The organism is Variovorax saccharolyticus (genome assembly GCF_030316765.1).
GTDB lineage: Bacteria > Pseudomonadota > Gammaproteobacteria > Burkholderiales > Burkholderiaceae_C > Variovorax > Variovorax saccharolyticus.
In genome coordinates this window covers 151,236-175,469 of sequence record NZ_JASZYT010000008.1, presented here as the reverse complement: position 1 = coordinate 175,469, position 24,234 = coordinate 151,236, and the positions used below count along the sequence as shown (strand labels likewise).

The window sequence follows — 24,234 nt, the reverse complement described above, 5'->3', positions numbered from 1 at the left end:
GGCCTGCTACTGGTCCAGCTTCAGCAGCCGCACCGCATTGCCCTTGAGGATGCCCGGCATCACCTCGGGCTTGAAGCCGGCGTCCTCGAAGTCCTTGAGCCAGCGGTCGGGCGTGATCAGCGGGTAGTCGCTGGCGAACAGCACGCGGTCCTTGAGCAGCGTGTTGGCGTATTGCACCAGCTGCTTCGGGAAGTACTTCGGGCTCCAGCCCGAGAGGTCGATCCAGACGTTCGGCTTGTGGGTCGCGACGCTCAACGCCTCGTCCTGCCAGGGGAAGCTCGGGTGCGCCATCACGATCTGCATGTCGGGGAAGTCGATCGCGACGTCGTCCAGGTGCATCGGGTTGCTGTACTCCAGCCTGAGGCCGCCACCGCAGCGCATGCCCGAACCGATGCCGCTGTGGCCGGTGTGGAAGACGGCCGGCAGCGCGTATTCGGCGATCACCTCGTAGATCGGCCAGGCCATCTTGTCGTAGGGGTGGTAGCCCTGCACCGTCGGATGGAACTTGAAGCCCTTGACGCCGTATTCCTCGATCAGCCGGCGGGCCTCGCGCGCGCCCATCTTGCCCTTGTGCGGGTCGATGCTGGCGAAGGCGATCATGATGTCGGAGTTCTTCTGCGCGGCCTCGGCGATCTCCTCGTTCGGGATCCGGCGCCGGCCCATGTTCGACTCTGCATCGACCATGAACATGACCAGCCCGATCTTGCGCTCGCGGTAGTAGTCGATGCTCTCCTGGATGGTCGGGCGGCGGCTCGACCTGAAGTACTTGTCGGCGGCGCGGTCGTACTCCTCGCCGTAGTTGTCGAAGGGGTTCCAGCAACTCACCTCGGCATGCGTGTGAGTGTCGATCGCGATCAGGTTCTGGTGGTCCATGGGGGTTGTCTCCGAGCGGTTTGAAGCCTAGGGTAAATCCTTACGCCACACAGCATCATGCGGCTTGAATTGATTATTTTTCATAACCATAATCGATCGTACTCCGGAATGCAATCATGACCTCCAACGACCTCCACCTCGACATCCAGGACGACATCGCCATCATCCGCCTCACGCGCGGCGCCAAGCGCAACGCGCTGTCCGACGGCCTGATCCTGGCATTGCGCGACGCCTTCGAGAAGCTGCCCTCCACGGTGCGTGCCGCGGTGATCGACGGCGAGGGTCCGCACTTCTGCGCCGGCCTCGACCTGGCCGAGCTGAAAGAGCGCGACGCCGGCCAGGGCCTGCAGCATTCGCGCATGTGGCATGCGGCGCTCGACCTCGTGCAATTCGGCCCGGTGCCGGTGATCGCGGCGCTGCACGGCGCGGTGGTCGGCGGCGGCCTGGAGCTCGCGAGCGCCTGCCACATCCGCGTGGCCGACAGCACCACCTTCTACGCGCTGCCCGAAGGCTCGCGCGGCATCTTCGTCGGCGGCGGCGGTTCGGTGCGGATCCCCAAGCTGATCGGCGCCGCCCGCATGACCGACATGATGATGACCGGCCGGGTCTACAACGCCGAGGACGGCGAGCGCGCCGGCTTCGCCCAGTACCGGGTGGCCGAGGGCAGCGCCTTCGACAAGGCGCTGGAACTCGCCAAGCGCGTGGCGACCAACGCGCCGCTGACCAACTACGCGCTGATGCACGCGCTGCCGCGCATCGCCGAGCAGCCGGCCGACCACGGCTTCTTCACCGAAGCGCTGATGGCCGGCATCGCGCAGGCCGCGCCCGACGCCAAGGAGCGCGTGCGCGCCTTCCTGGACGGCAAGGCGGCCAAGGTCCAGAAGAGCTGAGACAAAACCGAGGATTCCCCATGCAAGCCCCCCGTCCGACGACCCAGACGCCACGCTATCGGCCCGTGACCTTCGGCGTGCGCCGCGTCAACGTGCGCGAGGGCGCGGCGGGCGTGCGCTACCTCGAGGCCGCCGAGCCGCTCGGCCCCTACGCCGAACGCATCACCGACCGCTTCATGCACTGGGCCGAGACCGAGCCCGACCGCAGCTTCATGGCGCGCCGCGAACAACTGCCCGACGGCAGCACCGGCGAGTGGCAGCACCTGAGCTACGCCCGGGCGCTGCAGGACGCCCGCCGCATCGGCCAGGCGCTGCTGAACCGCGGCCTGGACGCCGAGCGGCCGGTCATGATCCTGAGCGAGAACAGCCTGGAGCATGCCCAGCTGGCGCTAGGCTGCATCTATGCCGGCGTTCCGTACTGCCCGGCCTCGCCCGCCTACTCGACCGTCAGCCAGGACTACGAGAAGCTGCGCCACATCGTCGACACGCTGACCCCGGGGCTGGTGTTCGCGAGCGACGCCGCGCGCTTCGGCCGCGCCATCGCGGCGGCGGTTCCGGCCAATGTCGAGGTGGTGCTGCAGCGCGGCCACGGCGGTGCCGGCGACCCGGGCACGGCCGCGCCCGAGCTGGCCGGCCGCGCCCTCACCGCCTTCGAGAGCCTTCTCGCCACGCCCGCCACGCACGCGGTCGACGCCGCCATGGCGGCCACCGGGCCGGACACGATCACCAAGTTCCTGTTCACATCGGGCTCGACCAAGATGCCCAAGGCGGTGGTCAACACCCAGCGCATGTGGTGCGCGAACCAGGTGCAGATCGCGCAGTCGATGCCGGCCCTCGCGGAGGAGCCGCCGGTGCTGGTCGACTGGCTGCCGTGGAACCACACCTTCGGCAGCAACCACAACGTCGGCATCACGATCTACCACGGCGGCACGCTCTACATCGACGACGGCAAGCCGACGCCGGCGGGCATGGCGGAGACGCTTCGCAACCTGCGCGAGATCGCGCCGACCGTCTACTTCAACGTGCCGACCGGCTTCGAGGCCATCGCGCAAGCGATGCAGACCGATGCGCAGCTGCGCCGGACGCTGCTCTCGCGGGTGCGCATGTTCTTCTACTCCGGCGCCGCGCTGGCGCAGCCGATCTGGGACCTGCTGCACCAGATCCAGGAGGCCGAGATCGGCGAGCGCATCGTGATGGCGACCGGCCTCGGCATGACCGAGTCGGGCCCCTCGGCGATGTTCATCAACAGCCCGGACGTGCGCGCCGGCGACGTCGGCGTGCCGACGCCCGGCATGACGCTCAAGCTGATCGATGTCGACGGCAAGGTCGAGGTGCGCTACCGCGGCCCCAACGTCACGCCGGGCTACTGGCGCTCGCCGGATGCCACGCGCGAGGCCTTCGACGAAGAGGGCTTCCTGTGCACCGGCGATGCCGTGCGCTGGATCGACGACGCCGACATCCACCGCGGCCTGCGCTTCGATGGCCGCATCGCCGAGGACTTCAAGCTCGCCACCGGCACCTTCGTGAGCGTCGGCCCGCTGCGCGCGAAGATCAACACCGCCGGCGCCCCCTACGTGCACGACGCGGTGCTGACCGGCATCAACCTGAAGGAAGTCGGCGCGCTGATCTTCCCGACCCCGGCCATCCGGACGCTGGCCGGCCTGGCGCCCGACGCGACCTTGCAGCAGGTGGTCGAGAGCGCGCCGGTGCAGGCCTGGCTGCAGCAGCTGCTCGACGGGCTCGGCGCCGCCAGCACCGGCAGCGCCAACCGCATCGCGCGCGCCCACATCGTTTCCGAGCCGCCCTCGATCGACAAGGGCGAAGTGACCGACAAGGGCTCGATCAACCAGCGTGCCGTGCTCAAGCATCGTGCGGCGCTGGCCGAGGCGCTGCACGACGGCACGTTGGCGTTCACGCTCAAGCCCAACTGATACCTTGCGGGACAGACCAAGAAACTGCGCAGCAGTTTTTGCTCTGTCCTCAACTGACTAAACAAAAGGAGACAAGCCATGAACATCCAGGGACAAGCCGCACTCGTGACCGGCGGCGCATCCGGCCTCGGCGAAGCCACGGCGCGCGAGCTCGCGCGGCTCGGCGCCAAGGTCGCGGTGCTCGACGTCAATGCCGGCCTGGCGGAGAAGGTCGCCGCCGACATCGGCGGCATCGCCTGCGTCTGCGACATCACCGACACCGACAGCGTCAACGCCGCGCTCGATAAGGCCGAGGCCGCGCACGGTGCGGCCCGCATCCTCATGAACGTGGCCGGCATCGGCAGCGCCAAGCGGATCGTCGGCAAGGACGGCAGCGCCGCGCCGCTCGAGGATTTCGTGCGGGTGGTCAACATCAACCTGATTGGCGCCTACAACGTCAGCCGCCTCTATGCGGCACGCTGCGCCAAGCTGGACCCGAACGAAGGCGGCGAGCGCGGCGTGATGCTGTTCACCGCCTCGGTCGCGGCCTTCGACGGCCAGGTCGGCCAGCAGGCCTACAGCGCCTCGAAGGGCGGGCTGGTGGGCATGACGCTGCCGATGGCGCGCGACCTCGCGCAGCACGGCATCCGCGTCTGCACGATCGCACCGGGCCTGTTCGCGACGCCGCTGCTCAAGACCCTGCCGGAGCCGATCCAGCAATCGCTGGCCGCCTCGATCCCGTTCCCGCCGCGCCTGGGCGACCCGGCGGAGTTTGCCGCGCTGGCCTGCCACATCGTCACCAACGGCCACCTCAACGGCGAGGTGATCCGGCTCGACGGCGCCCTGCGCATGGCGCCGCGCTGACCCAGAACATCACCCAAGGAGACAACGACATGATCCAACGACGCCTCTTCGTCCAGGCCCTTGGCGGCAGCGCCGCGCTCGGCATGCTGCATCCGCTGGCCGCCCTCGCGGCCGAAGCGATCAACCAGGTCAAGATCTTCTACGGCTTCCCGGCCGGCAGCGCCGGCGACAGCGTGGCCCGCCGCGTCGGCGACAAGCTCGGCGGCAGCGCCTTCACCAAGAACGCCGCGGTGGTCGACAACCGGCCCGGCGCCGGCGGCCGCATCGCGCTCGAGGCCCTCAAGACTTCGCCGGCCGACGGCTCGGTGCTGGCGGTCTGCCAGGCATCGGCCCTGTCGACCTATCCGCACATCTACAGCAAGCTCAACTACGCGATCGCCGATTTCGCACCGGTCTCGATTGGTGCGGTCATGACCCACGGCCTGGCGGTCGGCCCGATGGTGCCGGCGAGCGTGAAGACGCTGAAGGACTACATCGCCTGGGCCAAGGCCAATCCGAAGGAAGCCAGCTACGGCTCGCCGGGCGCCGGCTCCACGCCTCACTTCCTCGGCGCGTTGCTGGGTCTCAACAGCGGCACCGATCTCAAGCACATCCCCTACCGCGGCTCGCTGCCGGCGGTCAACGACGTGGTCGGCGGGCAGATCGCCTCGAGCATGACGCCAGCCGGCGACTACCTGCCCTTCGCCAAGGCCGGCAAGCTGCGCGTGCTCGCGACCTCGGGCAACACGCGGGCGCCCTATCTGCCGGACGTGCCGACTTTCGCCGAGCAGGGCTTCCCCGAGATCGTGGCCGAAGAGTGGTTCGGCTTCATCGCACCCGCGAAGACCCCGCCGGAGGTGATCAAGGCCGCCAACGCTGCGATCACCGCCGCACTGAAGGATCCGGCGATCGTCGACGGCCTTTTCTCGGTCGGCCTGGTGGCGCAGGGCTCGACGCCCGAAGAGATGAGGAAATCGATCCAGAGCGAGTACGAGCGCTGGGGTCCGCTGGTCAAGAAGATCGGGTTCACGGCAGAGTCCTGAGGAGCCCGCATGCGCAACAAAGTCCGGACCGCGGCGATCCGCGGCTCGCTCGGCCTGTCGCTGGCGATCGGCCTCGCGGCCTGCACGTCGACGGGTCCGGGCTCGGCACCGCCGCGGCTGGCCGCAGCCCGTCCCGGCCCGCTGCTGTCGTGCGCCGACCTGGCGGCCAAGGCGGCGGTCGCAGGCACGGCATACACCCGCGTCGAGTCGGTGGCGGCCGGCCCGCTCGCCCTGGGCAACGTGAGCATGCCGGCGCCGGCCCACTGCCTGGTGCAGGGCCGCATGAACGAGCGCGTCGGTCCGGTCGACGGCAAGAGCTACGCGATCGGTTTCGAGATGCGCCTTCCGGTCGAATGGAACGGCCGCTTCTTCTACCAGGCCAACGGCGGCCTGGACGGCGCCGTGGTTCCCGCTCTGGGCGGCATCGGCGGCGGCGCGCCGGCCAGCAGCGCCCTGCAGATGGGCTTCGCCGTCATCAGCTCCGATGCCGGCCACGCCGGCTCGCTCGGGCCGCTGTTCGGCGTCGATCCGCAGGCGCGGCTGGACTACGGCTACAACGCGGTGGCGCAACTCACGCCGATGGCCAAGAACCTGATCGCCAAGGCCTACGGCCGTGGCCCCGACCGCTCGTACATCGGCGGCTGCTCGAACGGCGGCCGCCACGCGATGGTCGCCGCGGCGCGCTCGCCCGGCCAGTACGACGGCATCCTCGCCGGCAACCCCGGCTACAACCTGCCGCGCGCCGCCGTGGCGCAGCTCTACGGCGCGCAGCAGTACGCCCGGGTGGCGAACGCCACCACCAGCGCCGGCCAGCCCGACCTGCAGAGCGCTTTCACGCCGGCCGAACTGAAGCTGGTGTCCGATCGCGTGCTGGCGCGCTGCGACGCGCTCGACGGCCTCGCGGACGGCATCGTCTCCGACGTGAAGGCCTGCCAGGCACGCTTCGACCTGCAGCGCGACCTGCCGGCCTGCAGCGGCGCACGCGACGGCCAATGCCTGACGGCGGCCCAGAAGACCGCGCTGGCCAACGTCTTCGCCGGCGCGCGCAACAGCGCCGGCAAGCCGCTCTACAGCAGCTTCCCGTTCGACGCCGGCATCGGCGGCGCCAACTGGCGCGAGTGGAAGTTCGCCAGCTCGCAGACCCGCGACACCGGCGCCGTCGGCTTCATCTTCACCTCGCCGCCCCTGGCCGGCCGGCCCGCAGGCCTGGCCTTCGCGCTTGGCTTCGACATGGACCGGGACGCGCCGCTGATCGACGCCACGGATGGCATCTACCGCGAATCGGCGATGGCCTTCATGGCGCCGCCCGATGCGGCGAACCTTGCGACGCTGCGCGACCGCGGTGCCAAGATGATCGTCTACCACGGCACCAGCGATCCGGTGTTCTCTGCCGACGACACCGCCGCGTGGTACGAACGGCTGCAAGGCGCGAACGGCGGCGACGCCGCGCGCTTCGCGCGCTACTTCCCGGTGCCCGGCATGAACCATTGCTCGGGCGGCCCGGCCACCGACCAGTTCGACATGCTCAGCGCGCTGGTCGGCTGGGTCGAGCAGGGCCAGGCGCCCGACAGCGTGGCCGCCAATGCGCGCGGTCCGGGCGCAGCGAGCGTCAATGCCGAAGTCCCGGCCAGCTGGTCGGCTCGGCGCACGCGACCGCTGTGCCCTTATCCGAAGGTCGCGGTCTACACCGGCGGCGACACCGAAAGCGCAGCCAGCTTTGCCTGCCGCGCAACCTGAGACTTCCTGCGATGAACTACCAGCCCCGTCCCGACGATGTTCGCTTCGTGTTGAACACGGTGCTCGGCGCCACGCCACGCCTGCGCGCCCTGGCGCCTTTCGCGGAGGTCGACGAGACGCTGCAGGCCCAGGTGCTCGACGAGGCCGGCAAGTTCGTCGCCGAAGTCATCGCGCCGTCGAACCGCGATGGCGACGAGATCGGCTGCCGCTTCGTCGACGGCGAGGTCATCACGCCGCCGGGCTTCCGCGAGGCCTACCGGGCCTTCGTCGATGGCGGATGGCCCGCTCTCTCGGCCGCGCCCGAAGACGGCGGCCAGGGCCTGCCCGCCGTGCTGGACGCCGTGCTCTTCGAATGGCTCAGCGCTGCCAACCACGGGCTCACGATGGCGCCGGGCCTGCTGCACGGCGCCTACGAGTGCCTCAGGCACCACGGCAGCGAAGAGCTCAAGCAGCGCTACCTGTCGAAGATCGCCACCGGCGAATGGCTGGCCACCATGTGCCTGACCGAAGCCCATGCCGGCAGCGACCTGGGGCAGGTGCGCACCCGCGCCGTGGCGCAGGCCGACGGCAGCTTCCGCGTCGCGGGCGGCAAGATCTTCATCTCGGGCGGCGAGCACGACCTCAGCGACAACATCGTGCACCTGGTGCTGTGCCGGATGCCCGACGCACCGGCCGGGCCCAAGGGCCTGTCGCTGGTGCTGGTGCCGAAGCGCCTGCCCGACGGCTCGCGCAACGCGGTGCACTGCGAGCGCATCGAGGAAAAGATGGGCCTGCATGGCAGCTCGACCTGCGTGATGCGCTTCGACGACGCCACCGGCTGGCTGATCGGCGAGCCGAACCGCGGGCTGGCGGCGATGTTCGTGATGATGAACGCGGCCCGGCTGCACGTGGCGCTGCAGGGCATCGGCTTGCTCGATGCCGCCTGGCAGAAGGCCGACGCCTATGCGCACGAACGCCGCCAGATGCGCGCGCCCGGCCCGGCACCGGCCAGCCGCGGCAGCGAGACCTCCGACCTGGTGGCCGAGCATCCGGCGATCCGCCGCATCCTCGACACCCAACGCGCCTGGATCGACGGCACCCGCCTGATCGCCTATCGCACCGCGGTGCAGCTCGACGTGGCGCGCCACGACAGCGATGCGAAGTCGCGCGAGCGCGCGCAGCGCTGGTGCGCGCTGGTCACGCCGGTGCTCAAGTCGGCCTGCACGCAGCAGGCCTTCCATGGCGCCAGCGAATGCCTGCAGGTCTTCGGCGGCCATGGCTACGTGCGCGAATGGGGCATCGAGCAGGTGGTGCGCGACTCCCGCGTCACGATGATCTACGAGGGCACCAACGAGATCCAGGCGATCGACCTGCTGGTGCGCAAGGTGCTGGCCGATGGCGGCGCCGGCATGTCGGCGCTGCTGATCGAACTGCGCGACGAACTCGACGCTGCGCGCGAGATCGATGCCGACGTGCAGCGACGACTGGCGCAGTTGCGCTACCTCACGACCACGCTCGCGATGGCCTCGGCGGCCGACCCCGCACTGCCCTACGAAGTGGCCGACGACTACCTGCGGGTGGTGATGATCTCGCTGCTGGCCTGGGCCTGGGCCCGGATCGGGCGCGCGGCGCCGCAGGAGGCCCGCTGGAACGCACCCGAGGCCGCCTTCCGCCGCTGGGTGCTGCCCGAGTTCGAGCTTCGGCTGGGCATCGTCAAGCGCGCCTGCGAAGCGGTGAGCACCCGGCAATCAGTAGCCTGAGCGGCGCCGGCCGGGTTACCCTCGGGCCATGGTCACCCCACGCAAGAAAATCCCCTCGCCAGCGGGCGCAGCGGCAGCGCGCAGCGATCACCTCGACACCCGCGTGCTCGAAACCTTCGTCGGCTACAACGCGCGCCGCGCCTGGCTGGTCGTGACCCAGGTGTTCGCCGAGCGGATGGCGGTCTACGGCCTCAAGCAGGTCGACTTCTCGGTGCTGTCGCTGCTCGCCCACAACCCGGGCGCGACCTCGCGCCAGCTCTGCTCGACCCTCGACATCCTGCCGCCGAACCTGGTGAGCCTGATCGCGGCGATGGACAGCCGCGGCCTGATCGAGCGGCGCCCGCACCCGCACGACGGCCGCGCCATCGGCCTGCACCTGACGCCGGCCGGCGAGCAGCTGGTGCGCGAAGCCGAGCAGACCGTGATCGAACTCGAGGCCGATGCCAGCGCCCGCCTCACGCCGCGCGAACGCGAGACGCTGATCAGGCTGCTGCAGAAGGTCTATCACTGATCTTTGCGCCGTCCCCAACCGACTGGCCGGCGCGGCAGATCACCAGAACTTCCACCAGGGCGAAGAAGCGCGCGACGCCGCGGGCGTCAGGATCTGCAGGCCCGAATCGCGGATGCGGCGGCGCTGCTCGGCTTCGAGCGCCCGCGCCATGCGGTGCGCGAGCTGATCGCCCTGCATCGCGCGCATGCGCCACTCGGTCGCCAGGCTCTGGAGCTCCTGGTCCTGCAGGGCGGCGGGCGTCGTCGAGAATTCGGACATGCCGAAATTCTGCCCATCGCGAAGGGGCGCGGCAATCGTAGAGGTTTGCATTACATCGGCCTGAGCCGAGCCACATTTCAGTGCTCCACCACGCGATCGCGTAACCCGCGATGCATGAAACCGGCGCACCCAAATGCCAGGGATACCGCGGAACCGGCTTTGCCGGGCCGCTGGTATCGCCCCCTTTGAGGGGGGAGGCGCCGCAGGCGCTTCGGGGGGTGTTTCATCTCAAGCGAGAAAGCCGTCCCAGCAGAGCTTGAGGCCGGTCAGCAGCATGCCCAGGTAGACCAGGCGGTAGAACCAGACCGGATCGATGCGCCGCGCGATGCGAATGCCCACCCACACGCCCAGCGGCGCGATCGGCAGCAGCACCAGCGAGGTCGCCATGTTGCGCCAGTCGAGCAGGCCCAGCCAGGCGTAGGGCACCCACTTGCTCAGGTTCACGACGAAGAAGAAGTAGGCCATGGTGGCGGTGAAGACCACCGGCGTCAGCCGCAGCGGGATCACGTAGGCGTTGACCGGCGGCCCGCCGGCGTGCGCGATGAAGCTCGTGAAGCCGCTGATGGTGGTGAGCAGCGCACCGCCGACCTTCGACGGCGGCGAAGCGTCCGCCCGCGGCGGGAACAGCAGGCGCTGGGCCAGGAACAGCAGCGTGAAGACGCCGACGATGCCGGCGACCGTGTGCGCCGGCAGCAGCTTGAACAACACGGCGCCGATCACCGTGCCCAGCAGTCCGCACGGGATCAGGAACAGCAGCAGCCGGCGGTCGAAATCGCGGCGGAAGGCGGCGATGCCGAGCAGGTCCATCAGCAGCAGCACCGGCATCAGGATGGCAGCTGCCTGCGGCACGCTGACCGCGAGCGCCATGAACGGAACCGCGAGGGAGCCGAAGCCGGCGCCGAAGCCGCTCTTGCTGACGCCGAGCAAGAGCACGGCGGGAACGGCGACCGCATAGAAATGCAGGTCGGTGATGATCGGGAGATTCAAGACGAGAGGGAATTGCGGGTGCCTGGGCGCTACATTGTCCACGCAACATCCCAACACGCCCCATGAAGATCCTCGACGCCCACCGGACCCGCAGCCACCTCGACTTCAAAAGCCTCGTGCCGGCCCTGCGCGCGGCCTTCGCGAGCGCAGCCACAGTGCCAGCGCGCCATGTGCATGCGGTCTCCGCCGGCGACGACCGCGGCACCGTGCTGATCATGCCGGCCTGGAGCGAAGCCGGCTTCCTCGGCATCAAGACCATCAACATCTTTCCGGGCAACAGCGCGCTCGGCCTGCCCGGGCTGCATGCGACCTACGTGCTCTACGACGCACACACCGGCGTGCCGCTGGCGCAGCTCGACGGCAACGAGATCACCGCGCACCGGACCGCCGCCGCTTCGGCGCTGGGCGCGTCCTTCCTGGCCCGCGAGGACGCCGCGCGGCTGCTGGTGCTGGGCACCGGCCGGGTGGCGCGCCTGCTGCCCGCGGCACATGCCAGCGTGCGTTCGATCCGCGAGGTCCGGGTATGGAATCACCGGCCGGAAGGGGCACGGGCGCTGGCCGCCGAATGGCGGCAGGAAGGCTGGGATGCCCAGGCGGTCGACGACCTCGGGGCGGCGGTGTCGGCCGCCGACATCGTCTGCTGCGCGACGCTCGCCACGGCGCCGCTGGTGCGCGGCGACTGGCTGGCGCCGGGCTCCCATCTCGACCTCATCGGCAGTTTCACGCCAGCCATGAAAGAGGCCGACGCCGCCTGCTTCGCCGGCGCCCGCGTGTATGTCGACACCGAAGAGGCGCCGACCAAGGCCGGCGACCTGCTCGACGCCATCGCCGCCGGCGCGCTGTCGCCGGAGACGATCCAGGGAACGCTGGCGCAGCTCTGCAGGGGCGAGCGCCGGGGCCGCCGTTCGGCCGGCGAGCGCACGGTCTTCAAGGCGGTCGGCAGCGCGCTCGAGGATCTCGCGGCCGCGACCCTGGTCTGGCAACGCGAGCGCTAGTCGAGGCTGGCGCCCGACTCCTTCACGACCTTGCCCCACTTCAGCGTCTCGCTCTGGATGAAGGCCGCGAACTGCTCCGGCTTCTCGCCGAAGGGCTCCGCGCCTTGCTCGGCCAGCTTCTTCTTCACTTCCGGGTCGGCCAGGGCCTTGAGGATGGATGCATTGAGCTTGGCGACCACCGGCGCCGGCGTGCCGGCGGGCGCCAGCAGGCCGAACCACGAGGTCGCCTCGTAGCCCGGCACGCCGGCTTCGGCGATGGTCGGCACGTCGGGCAGAGCCGGCGAGCGCTTGGCCGTGGTCACGGCGAGGGCGCGCAGCTTGCCGCCCTTCACGTGCGGAATGGCCGAAGGCATGTTGTCGAACATGACCGAGATCTGGCCGCCGAGCAGGTCGGACACCGCGGGTGCGCTGCCGCGGTACGGCACGTGCTGCATGTCGACGCCGGCCATCTGCTTGAAGAGCTCGCCCGACAGGTGGATGGAGCTGCCGTTGCCGGACGAACCGAAGTTGATCTTGCCCGGATTGGCTTTCGCGTAGGCGATCATTTCCTTCACGTTCTTGAAGGGCTGCGACGGGTTGGCCACCAGCAGGTTCGGCACCATGGCCACGCGCGTGAGCGGCGCGAAGTCCTTGATCGGGTCGAACGGCATCTTCTTGTAGAGGCTCTGGTTGATGGCGTGCGTGCCCACCGTGCCCATGAACAGCGTGTAGCCATCGGCCGGCGAGCGTGCTGCGGCCTGGCCGCCGATGTTGCCGCCCGCGCCGGCGCGGTTGTCCACCACGACCGGCTGGCCGAGATGGCGGCTCATGTACAGGCCGACCACGCGGGCCAGGATGTCGGTGGTGCCGCCGGCCGAGAAGGGCACGATGATGGTGATGGGCTTGGCGGGAAAGTCGGCCTGGGCCAGGGCGGCGATGGGCGCCAGCGACAGGGCGGCGGCAGCCAGGGCGAAGGTGCGGCGCTTCAGCGCGGCAGCGGCAGGGGAACGTGACATGGAAGGCTTTGTGAAGAGTTGAATCGATGGAAGCGGCGTCCGGCTCAGACCGGTGCGACGCCAAGGGTGGTGCCGCCGCAGACGTAGAGCACCTGGCCGGTGACGAATCCGTTGTCGGGCGACAGGAAGAACATCGTGGCCCGCGCCACATCGTCCGCGGTGCCGAGCCGCTTCACGACGATGCTGTCGATGATGCGGCGGGTCTGCGGTGCGCCTTCAGGGTTGCTCTGGCGAAACAGTTCCGTTGCGATGGGGCCCGGCGCCACCGCATTGACCGTGATGCCGTCGCCGCCGAGTTCCATGGCGAGCGTGCGTGTGAGGCCGATCATGCCGGCCTTGGTGGCCGAGTAGACGATGCGCTCGGGCTTGCCCAGCGCGGCACGCGACGAGACGTTCACGATCCGGCCCCGGCCCGATGCGCGCAGCGCGGGCAGCGCCGCCTGCACCAGGATCATGCTGGCCTTGAAGTGCAGGCCGACGACGTAGTCGAGGTCGGCCATGGTGGCCGTGTCGATCGTGCCGGGGCGCGTGGCGCCGGCGTTGTTGACCAGCGCCGTCACGGCATAGGCCGAGGTGATCTCGTGCGCCACCGCTTGGGTCTGCGCTTCCTGCGTGAGGTCGGCCTGGAAGGACACGAGACGCTCGTGGCTCCAGTCGGGCTTCTTGTAATCGAGATTGACGACCGTGCGTCCTTGTGCGAGCAGCGCTTCGCAGGTGGCCCGGCCAATGCCGGAGCTGCCGCCCGTGACCAGGGCGGCTTCTTGTTGACTCATCTTGCTTCCAGAACTTCAATGCGGGCCGCGCGATGGCGGCCCCGGGGTGAACGCGCTCAGACGCGTTCGAGAATCAGCGCGATGCCCTGGCCGACGCCGATGCACATCGTGCACAGCGCATAGCGGCCGCCGCCCTTGTGCAGCTGGTTGATCGCGGTGGTGGCCAGGCGGGCGCCGCTGGCGCCCAGCGGATGGCCCAGCGCAATGGCGCCGCCGTTGATGTTGACGCGCGCGTCGTCGTCCTTGAGGCCGAGCAGGCGCAGCACCGCGAGGCCCTGCGCGGCGAAGGCTTCGTTGAGTTCGATGACGTCGATCTGCTCGAGCTTGAGGCCGGTGAGCTGCAGCACCTTCTGCGTCGCCGGCGCCGGGCCGATGCCCATCACGCGCGGCGCCACGCCGGCGGTCGCCATGCCGACCACGCGGGCGCGCGGCGTCAGGCCGTGCTTGGCGGCGCTGGCCTCGTCGGCCAGCAGCAGCGCCACCGCGCCGTCGTTGACGCCGCTGGCATTGCCGGCGGTCACGGTGCCATCGGGGCGCACCACGCCCTTGAGCTTGGCCAGCGCCTCGAGGCTGGTCTCGCGCGGATGCTCGTCCTTGTTGACGATGAGCGGGTCGCCCTTCTTCTGGGCCACGCTCACCGGCACGATCTCGCTGTCGAAGAAGCCCGACTTCTGGGCCGCGACGGCGCGCTGCTGCGAGGCCAGCGCCATGCGGTCCTGGGCCTCGCGCTCGATCTTGTAGTCGGTGGCCACGTTCTCGGCGGTCTCGGGCATCGAGTCGACGCCGTACTGCGCCTTCATGAGCTTGTTGACGAAGCGCCAGCCGATGGTGGTGTCGTAGACCGCGTTGTTGCGGCTGAAGGCGCTTTCGGCCTTGGGCATCACGAAGGGCGCGCGGCTCATGCTCTCGACGCCGCCGGCGATCATCAGGCCCGCTTCGCCGGCCTTGATGGCGCGCGCCGCGGTGCCCACGGCATCGAGGCCCGAGCCGCACAGGCGGTTGATGGTGCCACCGCCGACCTCGATCGGCAGGCCGGCCAGCAGCGCCGCCATGCGCGCGACGTTGCGGTTGTCCTCGCCGGCCTGGTTGGCACAGCCGTAGAGCACGTCGCCGACCGCCTGCCAGTCGACGTTCTTGTTGCGTTCCATCAGGGCCTTGAGCGGCACTGCGCCGAGGTCGTCGGTGCGTACGCTCGAGAGGGCGCCCCCGTAACGGCCGAAGGGGGTGCGGATGGCGTCGCAGATGAAGGCTTGTTGACTCATGGTGATGTCTCCCCAGTGGGTTCAGAGGGCGATCGGCAGGCCGACCAGTTCTTCGAGTTCCGCGTGGCCGAGGCCGTCGACCTTGTCGATCAGCTTCAGGCCCGCGGGCGTGCATTCGAGCGTAGCAAGATCGGAATAGACCCTCTTCACGCAGCCGAGCCCGGTCAGCGGATAGCTGCACTGCGCGACGATCTTGCTCTCGCCTTTCTTGGTGAGCAGGTCCATCATGACCCAGGTCTGGCGGGCGCCGATGGCCAGGTCCATGGCGCCGCCGACGGCCGGGATCGCGCCCTCCTCGCCGGTGCTCCAGTTGGCCAGGTCGCCCGTGGCCGAGACCTGGAAGGCGCCGAGCACGCAGATGTCGAGATGGCCGCCGCGCATCATCGCGAAGCTGTCGGCATGGTGGAAGTAGGCGCCGCCCGCGAGCAGCGTGACCGGCTGCTTGCCGGCGTTGATCAGGTCGTAGTCCTCGTTGCCGGCGGCCGGTGCCGGGCCCATGCCGAGGATGCCGTTCTCGCTGTGCAGGATGATCTCGCGGCCGGCCGGCAGGTGGTTGGCGACCAGGGTCGGCTGGCCGATGCCGAGGTTGACGACGGCGCCGTCGAAGATGTCCTGGGCCACGCGGGCGGCCAGCTGGTCCTTGGTGCGTCGGGCGTAGGTCATGCTGCGTTCTTCCTGAAACCGCCGGCCTCGGTGGCGACGCGCTCGATCTTGACGATCTTGTTGACGAAGATGCCCGGCGTCACGATGGTCTCGGGGTCCATCGCGCCGAGTTCGACGATCTCGTGCACCGTCGCGATGGTGCGCTCGGCCGCCATCGCCATCACCGGGCCGAAATTGCGCGCCGCCTTGCGGTAGATCAGGTTGCCCCAGCGGTCGCCCTGCTCGGCCTTGATCAGCGCGACATCGCCGCGGATCGGGTACTCGAGCACGTAGTGCTTGCCGTCGATCTCGCGTGTTTCGCGGTCGCCGGCCAGCTGCGTGCCGAAGCCGGTCGGGCAGAAGAAGGCGCCGATGCCCGCGCCGGCAGCCCGGATGCGTTCGGCCAGGTTGCCCTGCGGCACCAGCTCGAGCTCGATCGCGCCGGAGCGGTAGAGGCCGTCGAAGACCTGGCTGTCGGCCTGGCGCGGAAAGCTGCAGATGATCTTGCGCACCCGGCCGGCCTTCAGCAGCGCGGCCAGGCCAGTGTCGCCATTGCCCGCGTTGTTGTTGACCACCGTGAGGTCGGTGGCGCCCTGCTCGATCAGGCCATCGATCAGTTCGATGGGAATGCCTGCGGTGCCGAAGCCGCCGATCAGCACCGTGGCGCCGTCGCGGATGCCGGCCATGGCATCGGCGACCGAGCGCGCGATCTTGTCGATCATGAAATCTGTCTCCGGGATGGGAAAGGAGCCGAACACTGCGATCGAATGGATTCGATCACCGTCAAATTGTTCGTATGTCGAACATCTGTTCGTATAATGAATTCTAGAGAAATCCATCCCTCATGGCAACCCAGCAGCAAACCCTCCCGCCGGAGCCCGGCGACAGCTACGTGCAGTCCTTCGCGCGCGGGCTGCAGGTGATCCGGTCCTTCAGCGCCAGCGCGCCGCGCCAGACGCTCAGCGAAGTGGCGGCCGCCAGCGGCCTCACGCGGGCCGGCGCGCGCCGCATCCTGCTCACGCTGCAGACCCTCGGCTACGTGGCCAGCGACGGCAAGCTCTTCGCGCTGACGCCGCGCATCCTCGACCTCGGCTTCGCCTACCTGTCGTCGATGCCGATCTGGAACCGCGCCGAGCCGGTGATGGAGGGGCTGGTGCAGCAGGTGCAGGAGTCATGTTCCGCGGCGGTGCTGGACGCCACCGACATCGTCTACGTGATGCGGGTGCCGACCCACAAGATCATGCGCATCAGCCTGGGTGTGGGCTCGCGGCTGCCGGCCTACTGCACTTCGATGGGCCGGCTTCTGCTGGCCGACCTCGACGAGCAGGAGCTGCGCGCGAGACTCGAAGCCTCGACGCTCGAAGCCTTCACCAAGCACACGGTGACCGACATCGACGCCCTGCTTGCCAAGGTGGCGCAGGCGCGCCGACAGCGCTGGTGCCTGGTCAACCAGGAACTCGAAGAAGGACTGGTGTCGATCGCCGCGCCGATCGTCGATCGCGCGGGCCGCACCGTGGCTGCGCTCAACATCAGCGGCCAGGCCAACCGGACCAGCGCCAAGGTGATGCAAGACAGCATGCTGCCGGCCCTCCTGGCTGCGGCGCGGGAGATTTCGCGCCTGTTGTGAAGCCCGCCCCGGACGCTTCGCCCGGGCGGGCGGACAAAGGCTAGTTCCGGCGGCGCTTGGCGCCCGGTGCCGAGGTCTGCGAAGGCGCAGCCGCGCCATCGACGCCCAGGCGGCCCCCACCGCCCAGACCCTGGCCCTGCACCGACTGGGCCCTGTAGTCGCGCAGCGAGATCACCATCTGGTTGAAGGCGTCCATGAAGGCGGCGGCGATGACCTTGCCTTCGGCGGTGTTGGTGTAGCCGCCCAGCCTGCCGGCAGCGCTCGAACCGCCCAGCGCGCCGAAGCCGCCGAAGTCGGTCTTGGAGGCGCTGCCTTCGGCGGCGGCGATCTGCACGCCCGAGCGGTTGTCGACCAGCGTCAGCAGCGTGGAAGCTTCCTTGGACTTCAGGTTGGCGCCCAAGGCGCCGACCACGCTGCCCGCCCGGCCGCCGATCAAGCCGCCCAGCGCGGCGCCGGCGCCGCCGGCGTCGTCGTTCTTGAAGATGACCTCGGGCGAGAGGCCGTAGTCGGAGGCCACCATCTGGCCCTTGCCGAAGTTGCTGCCGGCGCGCATGTCGCCGCCTTCCATCAGCGCCCGTTCCCGGCCCATGGCCGCCATGCCGGCGCCGCCGCGCTCGACCACCACGAAACAGTTCGACTGCTGCACCAGCAGCCGCAGCAAGGTGGCGGTGGGCGGCAGCTTGTATTCGTTGCGCAGCACGGTGTACCAGCCGGCCGACTGGTTCTCCACCAGCGAGACCGTGCCGAGCGGGGAGTCGCAGCGCTCGAGTTGGCTGTTCGCGCCGCTGCTGGTGCCGCCTGCGGCGCTGCCGGTGGCCATGGTCTTGGCGGACTGGCTGCCCAGCTGCATGTCGGTGGTCTGGCAGCCGGCCAGGGTCAGGAGGGCCGCCACGGCGGCAGCGAGAGGGAGTCGGGAAATGATCATGGAGCGGGGGAAGACGAGGACAGGGAGCGGCGCGTGAAGGTCGCGCGTCGAAGGCCCTCGGCAGTCTAGGCAGCCGCCCCGGGCGCGTCTTCGGGAAGCTTCTCGAATCGAGCCCCGACAAATCCGGATCAAACCCGGGTTTGCGCCTCCCCCTGCCGCAGCAACTGCGCCCGCACATAGTCGACGTGCTGCCGCAGCGTGTAGACCCGGTCGGCGTAGTCGAGCGGGAACTTGGTCCGGACCACTTCTTCCTCGATCCGGTCGAGCTGCGTGAGGGCTCGGCGACGCTCCTCGTCGTCGAGCCTGCGCGAAGCCAGGTCCTGCTCGAGAAACTTCAGTTCGCCGTAGCGCCGGTACAGGCCGCTCTGGCGCCGCCAGGCGATGACATTGGGCAGCACCCGGACCAGCGGCACCAGGATGGCCGCCAGTGGCACCAGCAGCAGCAGCAGGCGCTGCACATAGGTCGCGGCCCAGAAGGGCATGTAGTTCTGCAGGAAAGGGCGGCCGGCCTTGAAGTAGCGTTCGGCCGCGCCCGCCAGCGGGAAGTCGGTGCCGGCCGGGCTCGGGAAATCACCCGGGCGGTCGATGATGCTGGGCTGCCGGTGCACCTGCCGCGCCGCCTCGAGCAGCAGGTAGGCCAGCGCCGGATGCAGTTCCTCGCGCACCACGAGGTTGGCGGTGGTGGCGAGCAGCTGGACGTCCTGCGGCGGCAGGTCGCGCTTCGGATCGACCGAGCCTCGCTTGAGACTCACGGGCTGGAAGAACGGAAGGCGCCGCGACAGGCCCTGCACGTGGTCGAGCGACGCCAGCTGCACGGCATCGTCGGCGAGCAGCGCCTGCACTGCCGGAGCCTGGGGGGCGGAGACGAAGATCGCCGCGTCGACCTGGCCGCTGGTGAGCAGCTTCGCCGCCGCCATGCCGCCCTCGCGGACGAAGGTGGTGGCTTGCGGACCGCCGTCCGTCACGCCGTAGATCGCCAGCAGTTCGCTGGCGACCTTGAGGTTGCCGCTGCCGGGCACCCCGACCGCGATGCGCTTGCCGGCCAGCGGCCCCAGGCCCTTCGACAGGTCGAGGGCGGAGCTGAAGATCCAGACTGGCTCGAAGGCGACCGTCGCGAGCCCTCGCAGCGGTGTCGATTCCGGTGCCGCGTCCGGGTCCTGCGCGAGCACGCCGGTGCCGCCCTGCACGAAGCCCACCGACACCGAGCCATCGTTGAGCCGCTGCAGGTTCTCGACGCCGCCGCTCGACGGGCGCAGGTCGAGCCGGATGCCGTTGGCGCGCAGCAGCTCCTGGTAGCGCTCGCCGAACCGGTGGTAGGCGCCGTCGGGCACGCCGGTGCTCATCGTCAGCGACCGCGGCGGCGTGGGACTGAGGTCGCGCACGACCATCCAGACCAGCGCCGTGAGGACCGCGATCCCGACGACCCAGTACGCGAGGCGGCGACCGGTGGGCAGTGCGGGCAGTGAGGGGGACTTCATGCGGGGAGCCGGGCTGCTGAGGAAGTGCGATTCTGCCGCCGAAGCCGTGCAAAACCGCACGGAATCGCGCCCGGCAGGGCCGCGGACCCCGGACAAACACGGAGCTTCGGCGGGCACCCCGCCGTCACGATGCGCCCGGCCGAATCCAACAAGAACCAAGGACAGAGACATGAAAAGAAGCAGCCTCACCCTCGCCGTCGCCCTCGCCTTCACCCTGGCCTGCACGGCATTCGCCCCGAGCGCCGGCGCACAGGCCGCAGCGGGCGCCGCGGGCGCCATCCGCATCGGCGTGATCGGGCCGCTGAGCGGCCCCTCCTCCGACTTCGGCCTGCCGATGCTCAACGGCGTCAAGCTCGCGATCGACGAGATCAACTCCTTCGGCGGCTACCTCGGCCGTCCGCTGGAGCTGGTGATCAAGGACGACCAGGCCAACCCGGAGGTCGGGCTGAAGCTGTCGCAGGAGCTGGTGCGCGAGAAGGTGATCGCGACCATCGGCTTCTGCAACACCGGCGTGGCGATGAAATCGATCGACGTCTTCCAGAGCAGCCGGACGCCGCTGATCGTGCCGTGCACCACCGGCACGCCGGTGACCACCCGGTTCCCGCCAGCCGAGAGCTACATCTTCCGCAACGCGCCGCGCGACGCCATCCAGGCACCGTTCATGGTCGACGAGATCGTGGCCCGCGGCTGGACCCGCGTGGCCGTCTTCGCCGACACCACCGGCTATGGCGAAGCCGGGCTGCAGGACGTGAAGAAGGCGCTGGCCAGTAAGAAGCTGGAGCCGGTCCATGTCGGCCGCTTCGACCTCGGCGTGACCGACGTGACCGAGCAGTTGAAGGAGGCGCGCAAGGCCGGTGCCGACGTGATCTTCATCTACACCATCGCGCCGCAGAACGCGGTGGTCGCGAAGGGCCGCCAGGCCCTCGGCTGGAAGGTGCCGCAGGTCGGCGCCTGGGCCCTGTCGTTCCCGCTCTTCATCGATGGCGCCAAGGAGGCCGCGGAAGGCTCGCTGATGGCGTTGAGCTTCGTCGCCGAGCCGACCAACGAGCGGCGCGCGACCTTCCTGGCGCGCTACGCGCGCAAGTTCGAGACGCAGCGCATCCCGGTGCCGATGGCCGCGGCCCAGGCCTACGACGCCACCTACCTGCTGGCCCATGCGGTGCTCAGCCTGCCCGGCGACCGTCTCGACGGCCCCGGCATCAAGGCCGCGCTGGAGCAGCCCAAGCGGCCCTACTACGGCGTCGTCACCACCTACGACAAGCCTTTCAGCAGCGAGGACAAGGAAGCGCTGACGCCGAACATGCTGGTGGTCGGCACGGTGAAGAACGGGCAGGTCACCTTCGCCCATGCCGAGGACGCGACGCGCAACCGCATCGTGCAGCGCAAGCAGGCCGCCGGCGGGCTGTAGGCGACGGCGCGCTCAGCGCGGCTTGACCGCGCTGTACTCGGAGAAGATGCCGAGCTCGACCTGCCGCCGCACATCCTCGAAGCCGGCGGCGCGCAGCGCGGCCAGCACCGATTCGGGCGCGATGCAGGCTTCGATGGTGTCCCAGTAGTAGCGCCACAGTTCGGCCGTGTCGTGGCCGCGCGCCACCACCTTGGCGATCAGCGGCACGACGCCGCGCATGTAGCCCTTGAGCACGGCCGTGCCGACGCGGCCCGAGGGCTTGGTGATCTCGAGCACCAGCAGCCGTCCACCCGGCCGCAGCACGCGGAAGAACTCGGCGAAGGCGGCGTTCACGTCGGCGATGTGGCGCAGCGCATAGCCCATGCTGATGAAGTCGCTGCTGGCATCGGGACGCGGCAGCGCCTCGGCCCGGCCGCGCACCAGCTCGACGCCCGGCAGCGCCACCTGGCCCATCATCCCGGGGCTGGGGTCCACGCCCACCAGTTGCCCCCCGGCACCGATCAGCTTCAGCGCCTCGCGCGCGACCAGCCCGGTGCCGATGCCGACATCGAGCACCTGCGCGCCGGCGGCGAGTCCGCCGCGCTGCAGCGCCGAGCGCCGGTACCACGGCCCCGAGCCGAGGGCGAGCACGCGCTCGATGCGGTCGTAGTCGGGCGCCGTGTCGTCGAAGATGCGGCGCAGGAACTGCTCGTGCTCGACCTCGTCACCGTAGTAGGCCGGCAGCGGCGTGTGCGGCGCGAGCGCCTCGGCGGAGGAGATGGGTTGGATTCGTTCGGTCATGCTTGGTGCGGCGGCGTCTCTCGTTGGGACGCATTGTCATTCAGGATCCGGCCGGTGCTGCAGAAAATGCGGCCGCCCCGACGCCGGGCGGCGAGCCGCAGCCTCGCGCCGCGGCGTGCGCCGGTGCTAATCTCGGTGGATGTTCAATCCCTCCCAAGAGGAAGTGCGTCGTTTCTTCTGCGACGTCTTCGCCAAGAGCCGCCGCGGCGAGCCGATGGAAGCGCTCGAGATCATCGCCAGCCGCTGGATCGACGAGCACCCCGAATACCACGCCGACCTGGCCGATGCCGACGCCGCGGTGAGCCGCGTCTACGACGGCAAGGACGGCCGCGAGAATCCCTTCCTGCACCTGTCGATGCACCTGTCGATCAGCGAGCAGTGCTCGATCGACCAGCCGCGCGGCATCCGCCAGGCGGTCGAGCTGCTGGCGGCGCGCCGCGATTCGCTGCTCGACGCCCACCACGAAGCCATGGAATGCCTGGGCCAGATGATGTGGGAGAGCCAGCGCGCCGGCCGCCCGCCCGACGGCGAAGCCTATGTGGCCTGCGTCCAGCGCCGGGCCACCAGGGACTGATGCCGCAACGGCACAAGGCGCACCGCAAAGCAAAAAGCCCGCTCGGTGCGGGCTTTTTCATGGGGCCGAAGGCCTTCAGTCGGCGTGATGGAAGCGCGACTCGGGCACCGTCTTCAGCTCGCCGGGGAGCGAGCTGATGTAGGCCGCGAGTTCCTTCAACTCGGCGTTGCTGTACTTCTTGGCCTGGCCGCTCATGACGCCGTTGGAGCGTCCGAGCACATGGGTCTGGCCCTTGTACGACTTCAGTGCGACGTACAGGTAGTCGGCGTACTGGCCCGCGAGCTTCGGCACGGTGCCGTCGTTCGGGGTGTTGAAGTTGGCGCCGTGGCACTTGGTGCAGGCGTTGTCCTTGTCGCGCGAGATGAGGGCGTGCACCGTGTCGCTCGGGGCCTTGACCGTAGCCGGCAGCGCGGCGCCGTCCTTCAGGCCGAGCTGGCTGTAGTAGGCGCCGAGGTCGGCGATGTCCTGCTCGCTGAGCGAGTCGGCGATGGCGCGCATGGTCGGGTGCTTGCGCTCCCCGCCCTTGTACTGGGTGAGCGCGGACACGATGTAGCTGGCGCTCTGGCCCGCGATCATCGGCACCTTGTGGATCTCCGGGAAGCTGGCCTGGTAGCCGATGATGCCGTGGCAGCCGACGCACATCGCGGTCTTCTTGGCGCCGGCTTCAGCGTTTCCCGTGATCTTCTGGGCTTGGGCCGAGACCGTCACGCAGGCGACAGCGAGGGCAAACATCGTGGTCAACAACTTGTTCATTTTGCGCGCACAATCTCGTGGAGAAACTTGTTTCAAATCAACATTTGATTATATGGGGGCTCTTCGCAGCCCCTGCGGACGAAGAATCGATGTTGTGTCCTTTCAACCACCCTCCGCTCCAATCCAATCCATGAAATTCAAGGGATCAGACAATTACGTCGCCACTCAGGATCTGATGCTCGCGGTCAATGCCGCCATCACGCTCAAGCGTCCGCTGCTGGTCAAGGGCGAGCCCGGCACCGGCAAGACCATGCTGGCCGAGGAAGTGGCCCAGGCACTCGAACTCCCGCTGCTGCAGTGGCACATCAAGTCGACCACCAAGGCACAGCAGGGCCTGTACGAATACGACGCCGTGAGCCGGCTGCGCGATTCGCAGCTCGGCGACGAGCGCGTCAAGGACATCCACAACTACATCGTCAAGGGCGTGCTGTGGCAGGCCTTCACGGCCGAGCAGCCGGTGGCGCTCCTGATCGACGAGATCGACAAGGCCGACATCGAATTCCCGAACGACCTGCTGCGCGAAATCGACCGCATGGAGTTCTATTGCTACGAGACGCGCGAGCTGGTCCGTGCCAAGCACCGGCCGGTGGTGTTCATCACTTCCAATAACGAGAAGGAACTCCCCGACGCCTTCCTGCGCCGCTGCTTCTTCCACTACATCAAGTTCCCCGATGCCGAGACCATGAAGAGCATCGTCGCGGTGCACTTCCCGGGCCTCAAGCAGGAGCTGCTCACGGCCGCGATGAAGACCTTCTACGACGTGCGCAACCTGCCCGGCCTCAAGAAGAAGCCGTCGACCTCCGAGCTGCTCGACTGGCTCAAGCTGCTGGTGGCCGAGGACATCCCGCTGGAGGCGCTGCAGAGCAAGGACGACAAGGTCGCGGTGCCGCCGCTGGTCGGCGCGCTGCTCAAGAACGAGCAGGACGTGACCCTGTTCGAGAAGCTCGTCTTCATGCAGCGGAACAATCGATGAGCGCAGCGCCCGGAGGACCCGGCAAGCACCCGACAAGGCAGTTGATGCTGCTCGGCGTGGCGCAGGCGGTGCTGTTCGTCGCCGGCGCGCTGCTGGGCCGCTGGGTCGGGCTGCTGCTCGGGCTGGACGCCTTCGGCCCCGGCGGCTACACCAACAACGCGATCTTCGGCATCCTGCTGATCGGCCTCGGCGGCGGCGGGGGCGCCCAGCTCGCGCGGGCCTGGTACATCCGAAAATACGGCAATCCCAGGAGTTGAG

At 69.2% G+C, this 24,234-nt stretch carries 25 protein-coding genes; 13 read left to right on the top strand and 12 right to left on the bottom strand.

The genetic code is table 11. From position 1 onward, the window contains the following. Positions 1 to 6: 6 nt before the first annotated feature. Complete coding sequence (locus QTI45_RS23570) at positions 7 to 873, bottom strand: amidohydrolase family protein (RefSeq protein ID WP_286656041.1); 867 nt, start codon at positions 871 to 873, stop codon at positions 7 to 9. Positions 874 to 989: 116 nt separating this feature from the next. Between QTI45_RS23570 and QTI45_RS23565 the strand changes: the two genes are divergently transcribed. The 7 genes from QTI45_RS23565 to QTI45_RS23535 all read left to right on the top strand — a co-directional run bounded on the left by QTI45_RS23565 (position 990) and on the right by QTI45_RS23535 (position 9,546). Continuing rightward, entirely contained in the window at positions 990 to 1,763 is a 774-nt protein-coding gene (locus tag QTI45_RS23565; protein WP_286656040.1) for a crotonase/enoyl-CoA hydratase family protein, read from the top strand. Positions 1,764 to 1,783: 20 nt separating this feature from the next. Further along, entirely contained in the window at positions 1,784 to 3,694 is a 1,911-nt protein-coding gene (locus QTI45_RS23560; RefSeq protein ID WP_286656039.1) for a feruloyl-CoA synthase, read from the top strand. A gap of 78 nt (positions 3,695 to 3,772) precedes the next feature. After that, a complete protein-coding gene (locus QTI45_RS23555) occupies positions 3,773 to 4,537 on the top strand; it encodes an SDR family NAD(P)-dependent oxidoreductase (protein WP_286656038.1) in 765 nt (254 codons plus the stop codon). A gap of 29 nt (positions 4,538 to 4,566) precedes the next feature. Next, positions 4,567 to 5,559, top strand: coding sequence for a Bug family tripartite tricarboxylate transporter substrate binding protein (locus tag QTI45_RS23550; RefSeq protein ID WP_286370005.1), 993 nt, complete (start codon positions 4,567 to 4,569; stop codon positions 5,557 to 5,559). Between the two features lie 9 nt (positions 5,560 to 5,568). Next, complete coding sequence (locus QTI45_RS23545; RefSeq protein ID WP_286656037.1) at positions 5,569 to 7,296, top strand: tannase/feruloyl esterase family alpha/beta hydrolase; 1,728 nt, start codon at positions 5,569 to 5,571, stop codon at positions 7,294 to 7,296. Between the two features lie 11 nt (positions 7,297 to 7,307). Then, on the top strand, positions 7,308 to 9,035 hold the full coding sequence (locus tag QTI45_RS23540) for an acyl-CoA dehydrogenase family protein (RefSeq protein ID WP_286656036.1): 1,728 nt from the start codon (positions 7,308 to 7,310) through the stop codon (positions 9,033 to 9,035). Positions 9,036 to 9,063: 28 nt separating this feature from the next. Beyond that, positions 9,064 to 9,546 (top strand): MarR family winged helix-turn-helix transcriptional regulator, encoded by a 483-nt coding sequence (locus QTI45_RS23535; RefSeq protein WP_286370008.1) that lies wholly within the window; start codon positions 9,064 to 9,066, stop codon positions 9,544 to 9,546. A gap of 39 nt (positions 9,547 to 9,585) precedes the next feature. Here the strand turns inward: QTI45_RS23535 and QTI45_RS23530 are convergent, their stop codons facing one another. Together QTI45_RS23530 and QTI45_RS23525 are read right to left on the bottom strand one after the other, a co-directional pair. Further along, positions 9,586 to 9,804: a hypothetical protein gene (locus tag QTI45_RS23530; RefSeq protein ID WP_286656035.1), complete on the bottom strand. Its 219-nt coding sequence runs from the start codon at positions 9,802 to 9,804 to the stop codon at positions 9,586 to 9,588. 228 nt (positions 9,805 to 10,032) lie between these two features. Continuing rightward, positions 10,033 to 10,791, bottom strand: coding sequence for a sulfite exporter TauE/SafE family protein (locus QTI45_RS23525; protein ID WP_286370010.1), 759 nt, complete (start codon positions 10,789 to 10,791; stop codon positions 10,033 to 10,035). Between the two features lie 62 nt (positions 10,792 to 10,853). Here QTI45_RS23525 and lhpI point away from each other — a divergent pair, with 62 nt between their 5' ends. Further along, the gene (gene lhpI / locus QTI45_RS23520) at positions 10,854 to 11,786 is read left to right on the top strand and encodes a bifunctional Delta(1)-pyrroline-2-carboxylate/Delta(1)-piperideine-2-carboxylate reductase (protein WP_286656034.1); all 933 of its coding nucleotides are present in this window, start codon (positions 10,854 to 10,856) and stop codon (positions 11,784 to 11,786) included. On the opposite strand, the gene QTI45_RS23515 is transcribed toward lhpI, so the two are convergent. The 5 genes from QTI45_RS23515 to QTI45_RS23495 are packed head-to-tail and all read right to left on the bottom strand — an operon-like array spanning position 11,783 to position 16,180. After that, on the bottom strand, positions 11,783 to 12,781 hold the full coding sequence (locus QTI45_RS23515; protein WP_286656033.1) for a Bug family tripartite tricarboxylate transporter substrate binding protein: 999 nt from the start codon (positions 12,779 to 12,781) through the stop codon (positions 11,783 to 11,785). The two genes, lhpI and QTI45_RS23515, sit on opposite strands and share 4 nt — an antisense overlap. Positions 12,782 to 12,825: 44 nt before the next feature. Next, complete coding sequence (locus QTI45_RS23510) at positions 12,826 to 13,554, bottom strand: SDR family NAD(P)-dependent oxidoreductase (protein WP_286656032.1); 729 nt, start codon at positions 13,552 to 13,554, stop codon at positions 12,826 to 12,828. A 56-nt stretch (positions 13,555 to 13,610) separates the two neighbouring features. Then, positions 13,611 to 14,816, bottom strand: coding sequence for a 3-oxoadipyl-CoA thiolase (gene pcaF / locus QTI45_RS23505; RefSeq protein WP_286656031.1), 1,206 nt, complete (start codon positions 14,814 to 14,816; stop codon positions 13,611 to 13,613). Positions 14,817 to 14,837: 21 nt separating this feature from the next. Then, entirely contained in the window at positions 14,838 to 15,479 is a 642-nt protein-coding gene (locus QTI45_RS23500; RefSeq protein WP_286656030.1) for a 3-oxoacid CoA-transferase subunit B, read from the bottom strand. Beyond that, on the bottom strand, positions 15,476 to 16,180 hold the full coding sequence (locus QTI45_RS23495; RefSeq protein WP_286656029.1) for a 3-oxoacid CoA-transferase subunit A: 705 nt from the start codon (positions 16,178 to 16,180) through the stop codon (positions 15,476 to 15,478). The genes QTI45_RS23500 and QTI45_RS23495 overlap by 4 nt, the downstream gene beginning before the upstream one ends. 122 nt (positions 16,181 to 16,302) lie before the next feature. On the opposite strand from QTI45_RS23495, the gene QTI45_RS23490 reads away from it, so the two are divergent. Then, the gene (locus tag QTI45_RS23490) at positions 16,303 to 17,085 is read left to right on the top strand and encodes an IclR family transcriptional regulator (RefSeq protein WP_286656028.1); all 783 of its coding nucleotides are present in this window, start codon (positions 16,303 to 16,305) and stop codon (positions 17,083 to 17,085) included. Between the two features lie 40 nt (positions 17,086 to 17,125). Here the strand turns inward: QTI45_RS23490 and QTI45_RS23485 are convergent, their stop codons facing one another. Further along, on the bottom strand, positions 17,126 to 18,010 hold the full coding sequence (locus QTI45_RS23485; RefSeq protein ID WP_286656027.1) for a CsgG/HfaB family protein: 885 nt from the start codon (positions 18,008 to 18,010) through the stop codon (positions 17,126 to 17,128). 128 nt (positions 18,011 to 18,138) lie between these two features. Next, positions 18,139 to 19,488 carry a TAXI family TRAP transporter solute-binding subunit gene (locus QTI45_RS23480; protein WP_286656026.1) on the bottom strand — a complete coding sequence of 450 codons (1,350 nt, stop codon included), beginning with the start codon at positions 19,486 to 19,488 and terminating at the stop codon, positions 18,139 to 18,141. Positions 19,489 to 19,657: 169 nt separating this feature from the next. On the opposite strand from QTI45_RS23480, the gene QTI45_RS23475 reads away from it, so the two are divergent. Next, the gene (locus QTI45_RS23475; RefSeq protein ID WP_286656025.1) at positions 19,658 to 20,896 is read left to right on the top strand and encodes an ABC transporter substrate-binding protein; all 1,239 of its coding nucleotides are present in this window, start codon (positions 19,658 to 19,660) and stop codon (positions 20,894 to 20,896) included. 12 nt (positions 20,897 to 20,908) lie between these two features. Here QTI45_RS23475 and QTI45_RS23470 read toward each other — a convergent pair whose 3' ends face one another. Then, on the bottom strand, positions 20,909 to 21,676 hold the full coding sequence (locus QTI45_RS23470; RefSeq protein WP_286370021.1) for a class I SAM-dependent methyltransferase: 768 nt from the start codon (positions 21,674 to 21,676) through the stop codon (positions 20,909 to 20,911). Between the two features lie 139 nt (positions 21,677 to 21,815). Here QTI45_RS23470 and QTI45_RS23465 point away from each other — a divergent pair, with 139 nt between their 5' ends. Continuing rightward, on the top strand, positions 21,816 to 22,250 hold the full coding sequence (locus tag QTI45_RS23465) for a DUF1841 family protein (RefSeq protein ID WP_286370022.1): 435 nt from the start codon (positions 21,816 to 21,818) through the stop codon (positions 22,248 to 22,250). A gap of 75 nt (positions 22,251 to 22,325) precedes the next feature. On the opposite strand, the gene QTI45_RS23460 is transcribed toward QTI45_RS23465, so the two are convergent. After that, entirely contained in the window at positions 22,326 to 23,003 is a 678-nt protein-coding gene (locus tag QTI45_RS23460) for a c-type cytochrome (RefSeq protein WP_286370023.1), read from the bottom strand. Between the two features lie 130 nt (positions 23,004 to 23,133). Here QTI45_RS23460 and QTI45_RS23455 point away from each other — a divergent pair, with 130 nt between their 5' ends. Together QTI45_RS23455 and QTI45_RS23450 are read left to right on the top strand one after the other, a co-directional pair. Further along, on the top strand, positions 23,134 to 23,976 hold the full coding sequence (locus QTI45_RS23455; protein WP_286370024.1) for an AAA family ATPase: 843 nt from the start codon (positions 23,134 to 23,136) through the stop codon (positions 23,974 to 23,976). After that, on the top strand, positions 23,973 to 24,233 hold the full coding sequence (locus QTI45_RS23450) for a hypothetical protein (RefSeq protein WP_286370025.1): 261 nt from the start codon (positions 23,973 to 23,975) through the stop codon (positions 24,231 to 24,233). The genes QTI45_RS23455 and QTI45_RS23450 overlap by 4 nt, the downstream gene beginning before the upstream one ends. Position 24,234 lies beyond the last annotated feature (1 nt).

Excerpts from the sequence above, each read along its gene's own strand:
- QTI45_RS23570 (WP_286656041.1), bottom strand. The coding sequence starts at position 873 with ATGGACCACCAGAACCTGATCGCGATCGACACTCACACGCATGCCGAG.
- QTI45_RS23565 (WP_286656040.1), top strand. The coding sequence starts at position 990 with ATGACCTCCAACGACCTCCACCTCGACATCCAGGACGACATCGCCATC.
- QTI45_RS23560 (WP_286656039.1), top strand. The coding sequence starts at position 1,784 with ATGCAAGCCCCCCGTCCGACGACCCAGACGCCACGCTATCGGCCCGTG.
- QTI45_RS23555 (WP_286656038.1), top strand. The coding sequence starts at position 3,773 with ATGAACATCCAGGGACAAGCCGCACTCGTGACCGGCGGCGCATCCGGC.
- QTI45_RS23550 (WP_286370005.1), top strand. The coding sequence starts at position 4,567 with ATGATCCAACGACGCCTCTTCGTCCAGGCCCTTGGCGGCAGCGCCGCG.
- QTI45_RS23545 (WP_286656037.1), top strand. The coding sequence starts at position 5,569 with ATGCGCAACAAAGTCCGGACCGCGGCGATCCGCGGCTCGCTCGGCCTG.
- QTI45_RS23540 (WP_286656036.1), top strand. The coding sequence starts at position 7,308 with ATGAACTACCAGCCCCGTCCCGACGATGTTCGCTTCGTGTTGAACACG.
- QTI45_RS23535 (WP_286370008.1), top strand. The coding sequence starts at position 9,064 with ATGGTCACCCCACGCAAGAAAATCCCCTCGCCAGCGGGCGCAGCGGCA.
- QTI45_RS23530 (WP_286656035.1), bottom strand. The coding sequence starts at position 9,804 with ATGTCCGAATTCTCGACGACGCCCGCCGCCCTGCAGGACCAGGAGCTC.
- lhpI (WP_286656034.1), top strand. The coding sequence starts at position 10,854 with ATGAAGATCCTCGACGCCCACCGGACCCGCAGCCACCTCGACTTCAAA.
- QTI45_RS23515 (WP_286656033.1), bottom strand. The coding sequence starts at position 12,781 with ATGTCACGTTCCCCTGCCGCTGCCGCGCTGAAGCGCCGCACCTTCGCC.
- QTI45_RS23510 (WP_286656032.1), bottom strand. The coding sequence starts at position 13,554 with ATGAGTCAACAAGAAGCCGCCCTGGTCACGGGCGGCAGCTCCGGCATT.
- pcaF (WP_286656031.1), bottom strand. The coding sequence starts at position 14,816 with ATGAGTCAACAAGCCTTCATCTGCGACGCCATCCGCACCCCCTTCGGC.
- QTI45_RS23500 (WP_286656030.1), bottom strand. The coding sequence starts at position 15,479 with ATGACCTACGCCCGACGCACCAAGGACCAGCTGGCCGCCCGCGTGGCC.
- QTI45_RS23495 (WP_286656029.1), bottom strand. The coding sequence starts at position 16,180 with ATGATCGACAAGATCGCGCGCTCGGTCGCCGATGCCATGGCCGGCATC.
- QTI45_RS23490 (WP_286656028.1), top strand. The coding sequence starts at position 16,303 with ATGGCAACCCAGCAGCAAACCCTCCCGCCGGAGCCCGGCGACAGCTAC.
- QTI45_RS23485 (WP_286656027.1), bottom strand. The coding sequence starts at position 18,010 with ATGATCATTTCCCGACTCCCTCTCGCTGCCGCCGTGGCGGCCCTCCTG.
- QTI45_RS23480 (WP_286656026.1), bottom strand. The coding sequence starts at position 19,488 with ATGAAGTCCCCCTCACTGCCCGCACTGCCCACCGGTCGCCGCCTCGCG.
- QTI45_RS23475 (WP_286656025.1), top strand. The coding sequence starts at position 19,658 with ATGAAAAGAAGCAGCCTCACCCTCGCCGTCGCCCTCGCCTTCACCCTG.
- QTI45_RS23470 (WP_286370021.1), bottom strand. The coding sequence starts at position 21,676 with ATGACCGAACGAATCCAACCCATCTCCTCCGCCGAGGCGCTCGCGCCG.
- QTI45_RS23465 (WP_286370022.1), top strand. The coding sequence starts at position 21,816 with ATGTTCAATCCCTCCCAAGAGGAAGTGCGTCGTTTCTTCTGCGACGTC.
- QTI45_RS23460 (WP_286370023.1), bottom strand. The coding sequence starts at position 23,003 with ATGAACAAGTTGTTGACCACGATGTTTGCCCTCGCTGTCGCCTGCGTG.
- QTI45_RS23455 (WP_286370024.1), top strand. The coding sequence starts at position 23,134 with ATGAAATTCAAGGGATCAGACAATTACGTCGCCACTCAGGATCTGATG.
- QTI45_RS23450 (WP_286370025.1), top strand. The coding sequence starts at position 23,973 with ATGAGCGCAGCGCCCGGAGGACCCGGCAAGCACCCGACAAGGCAGTTG.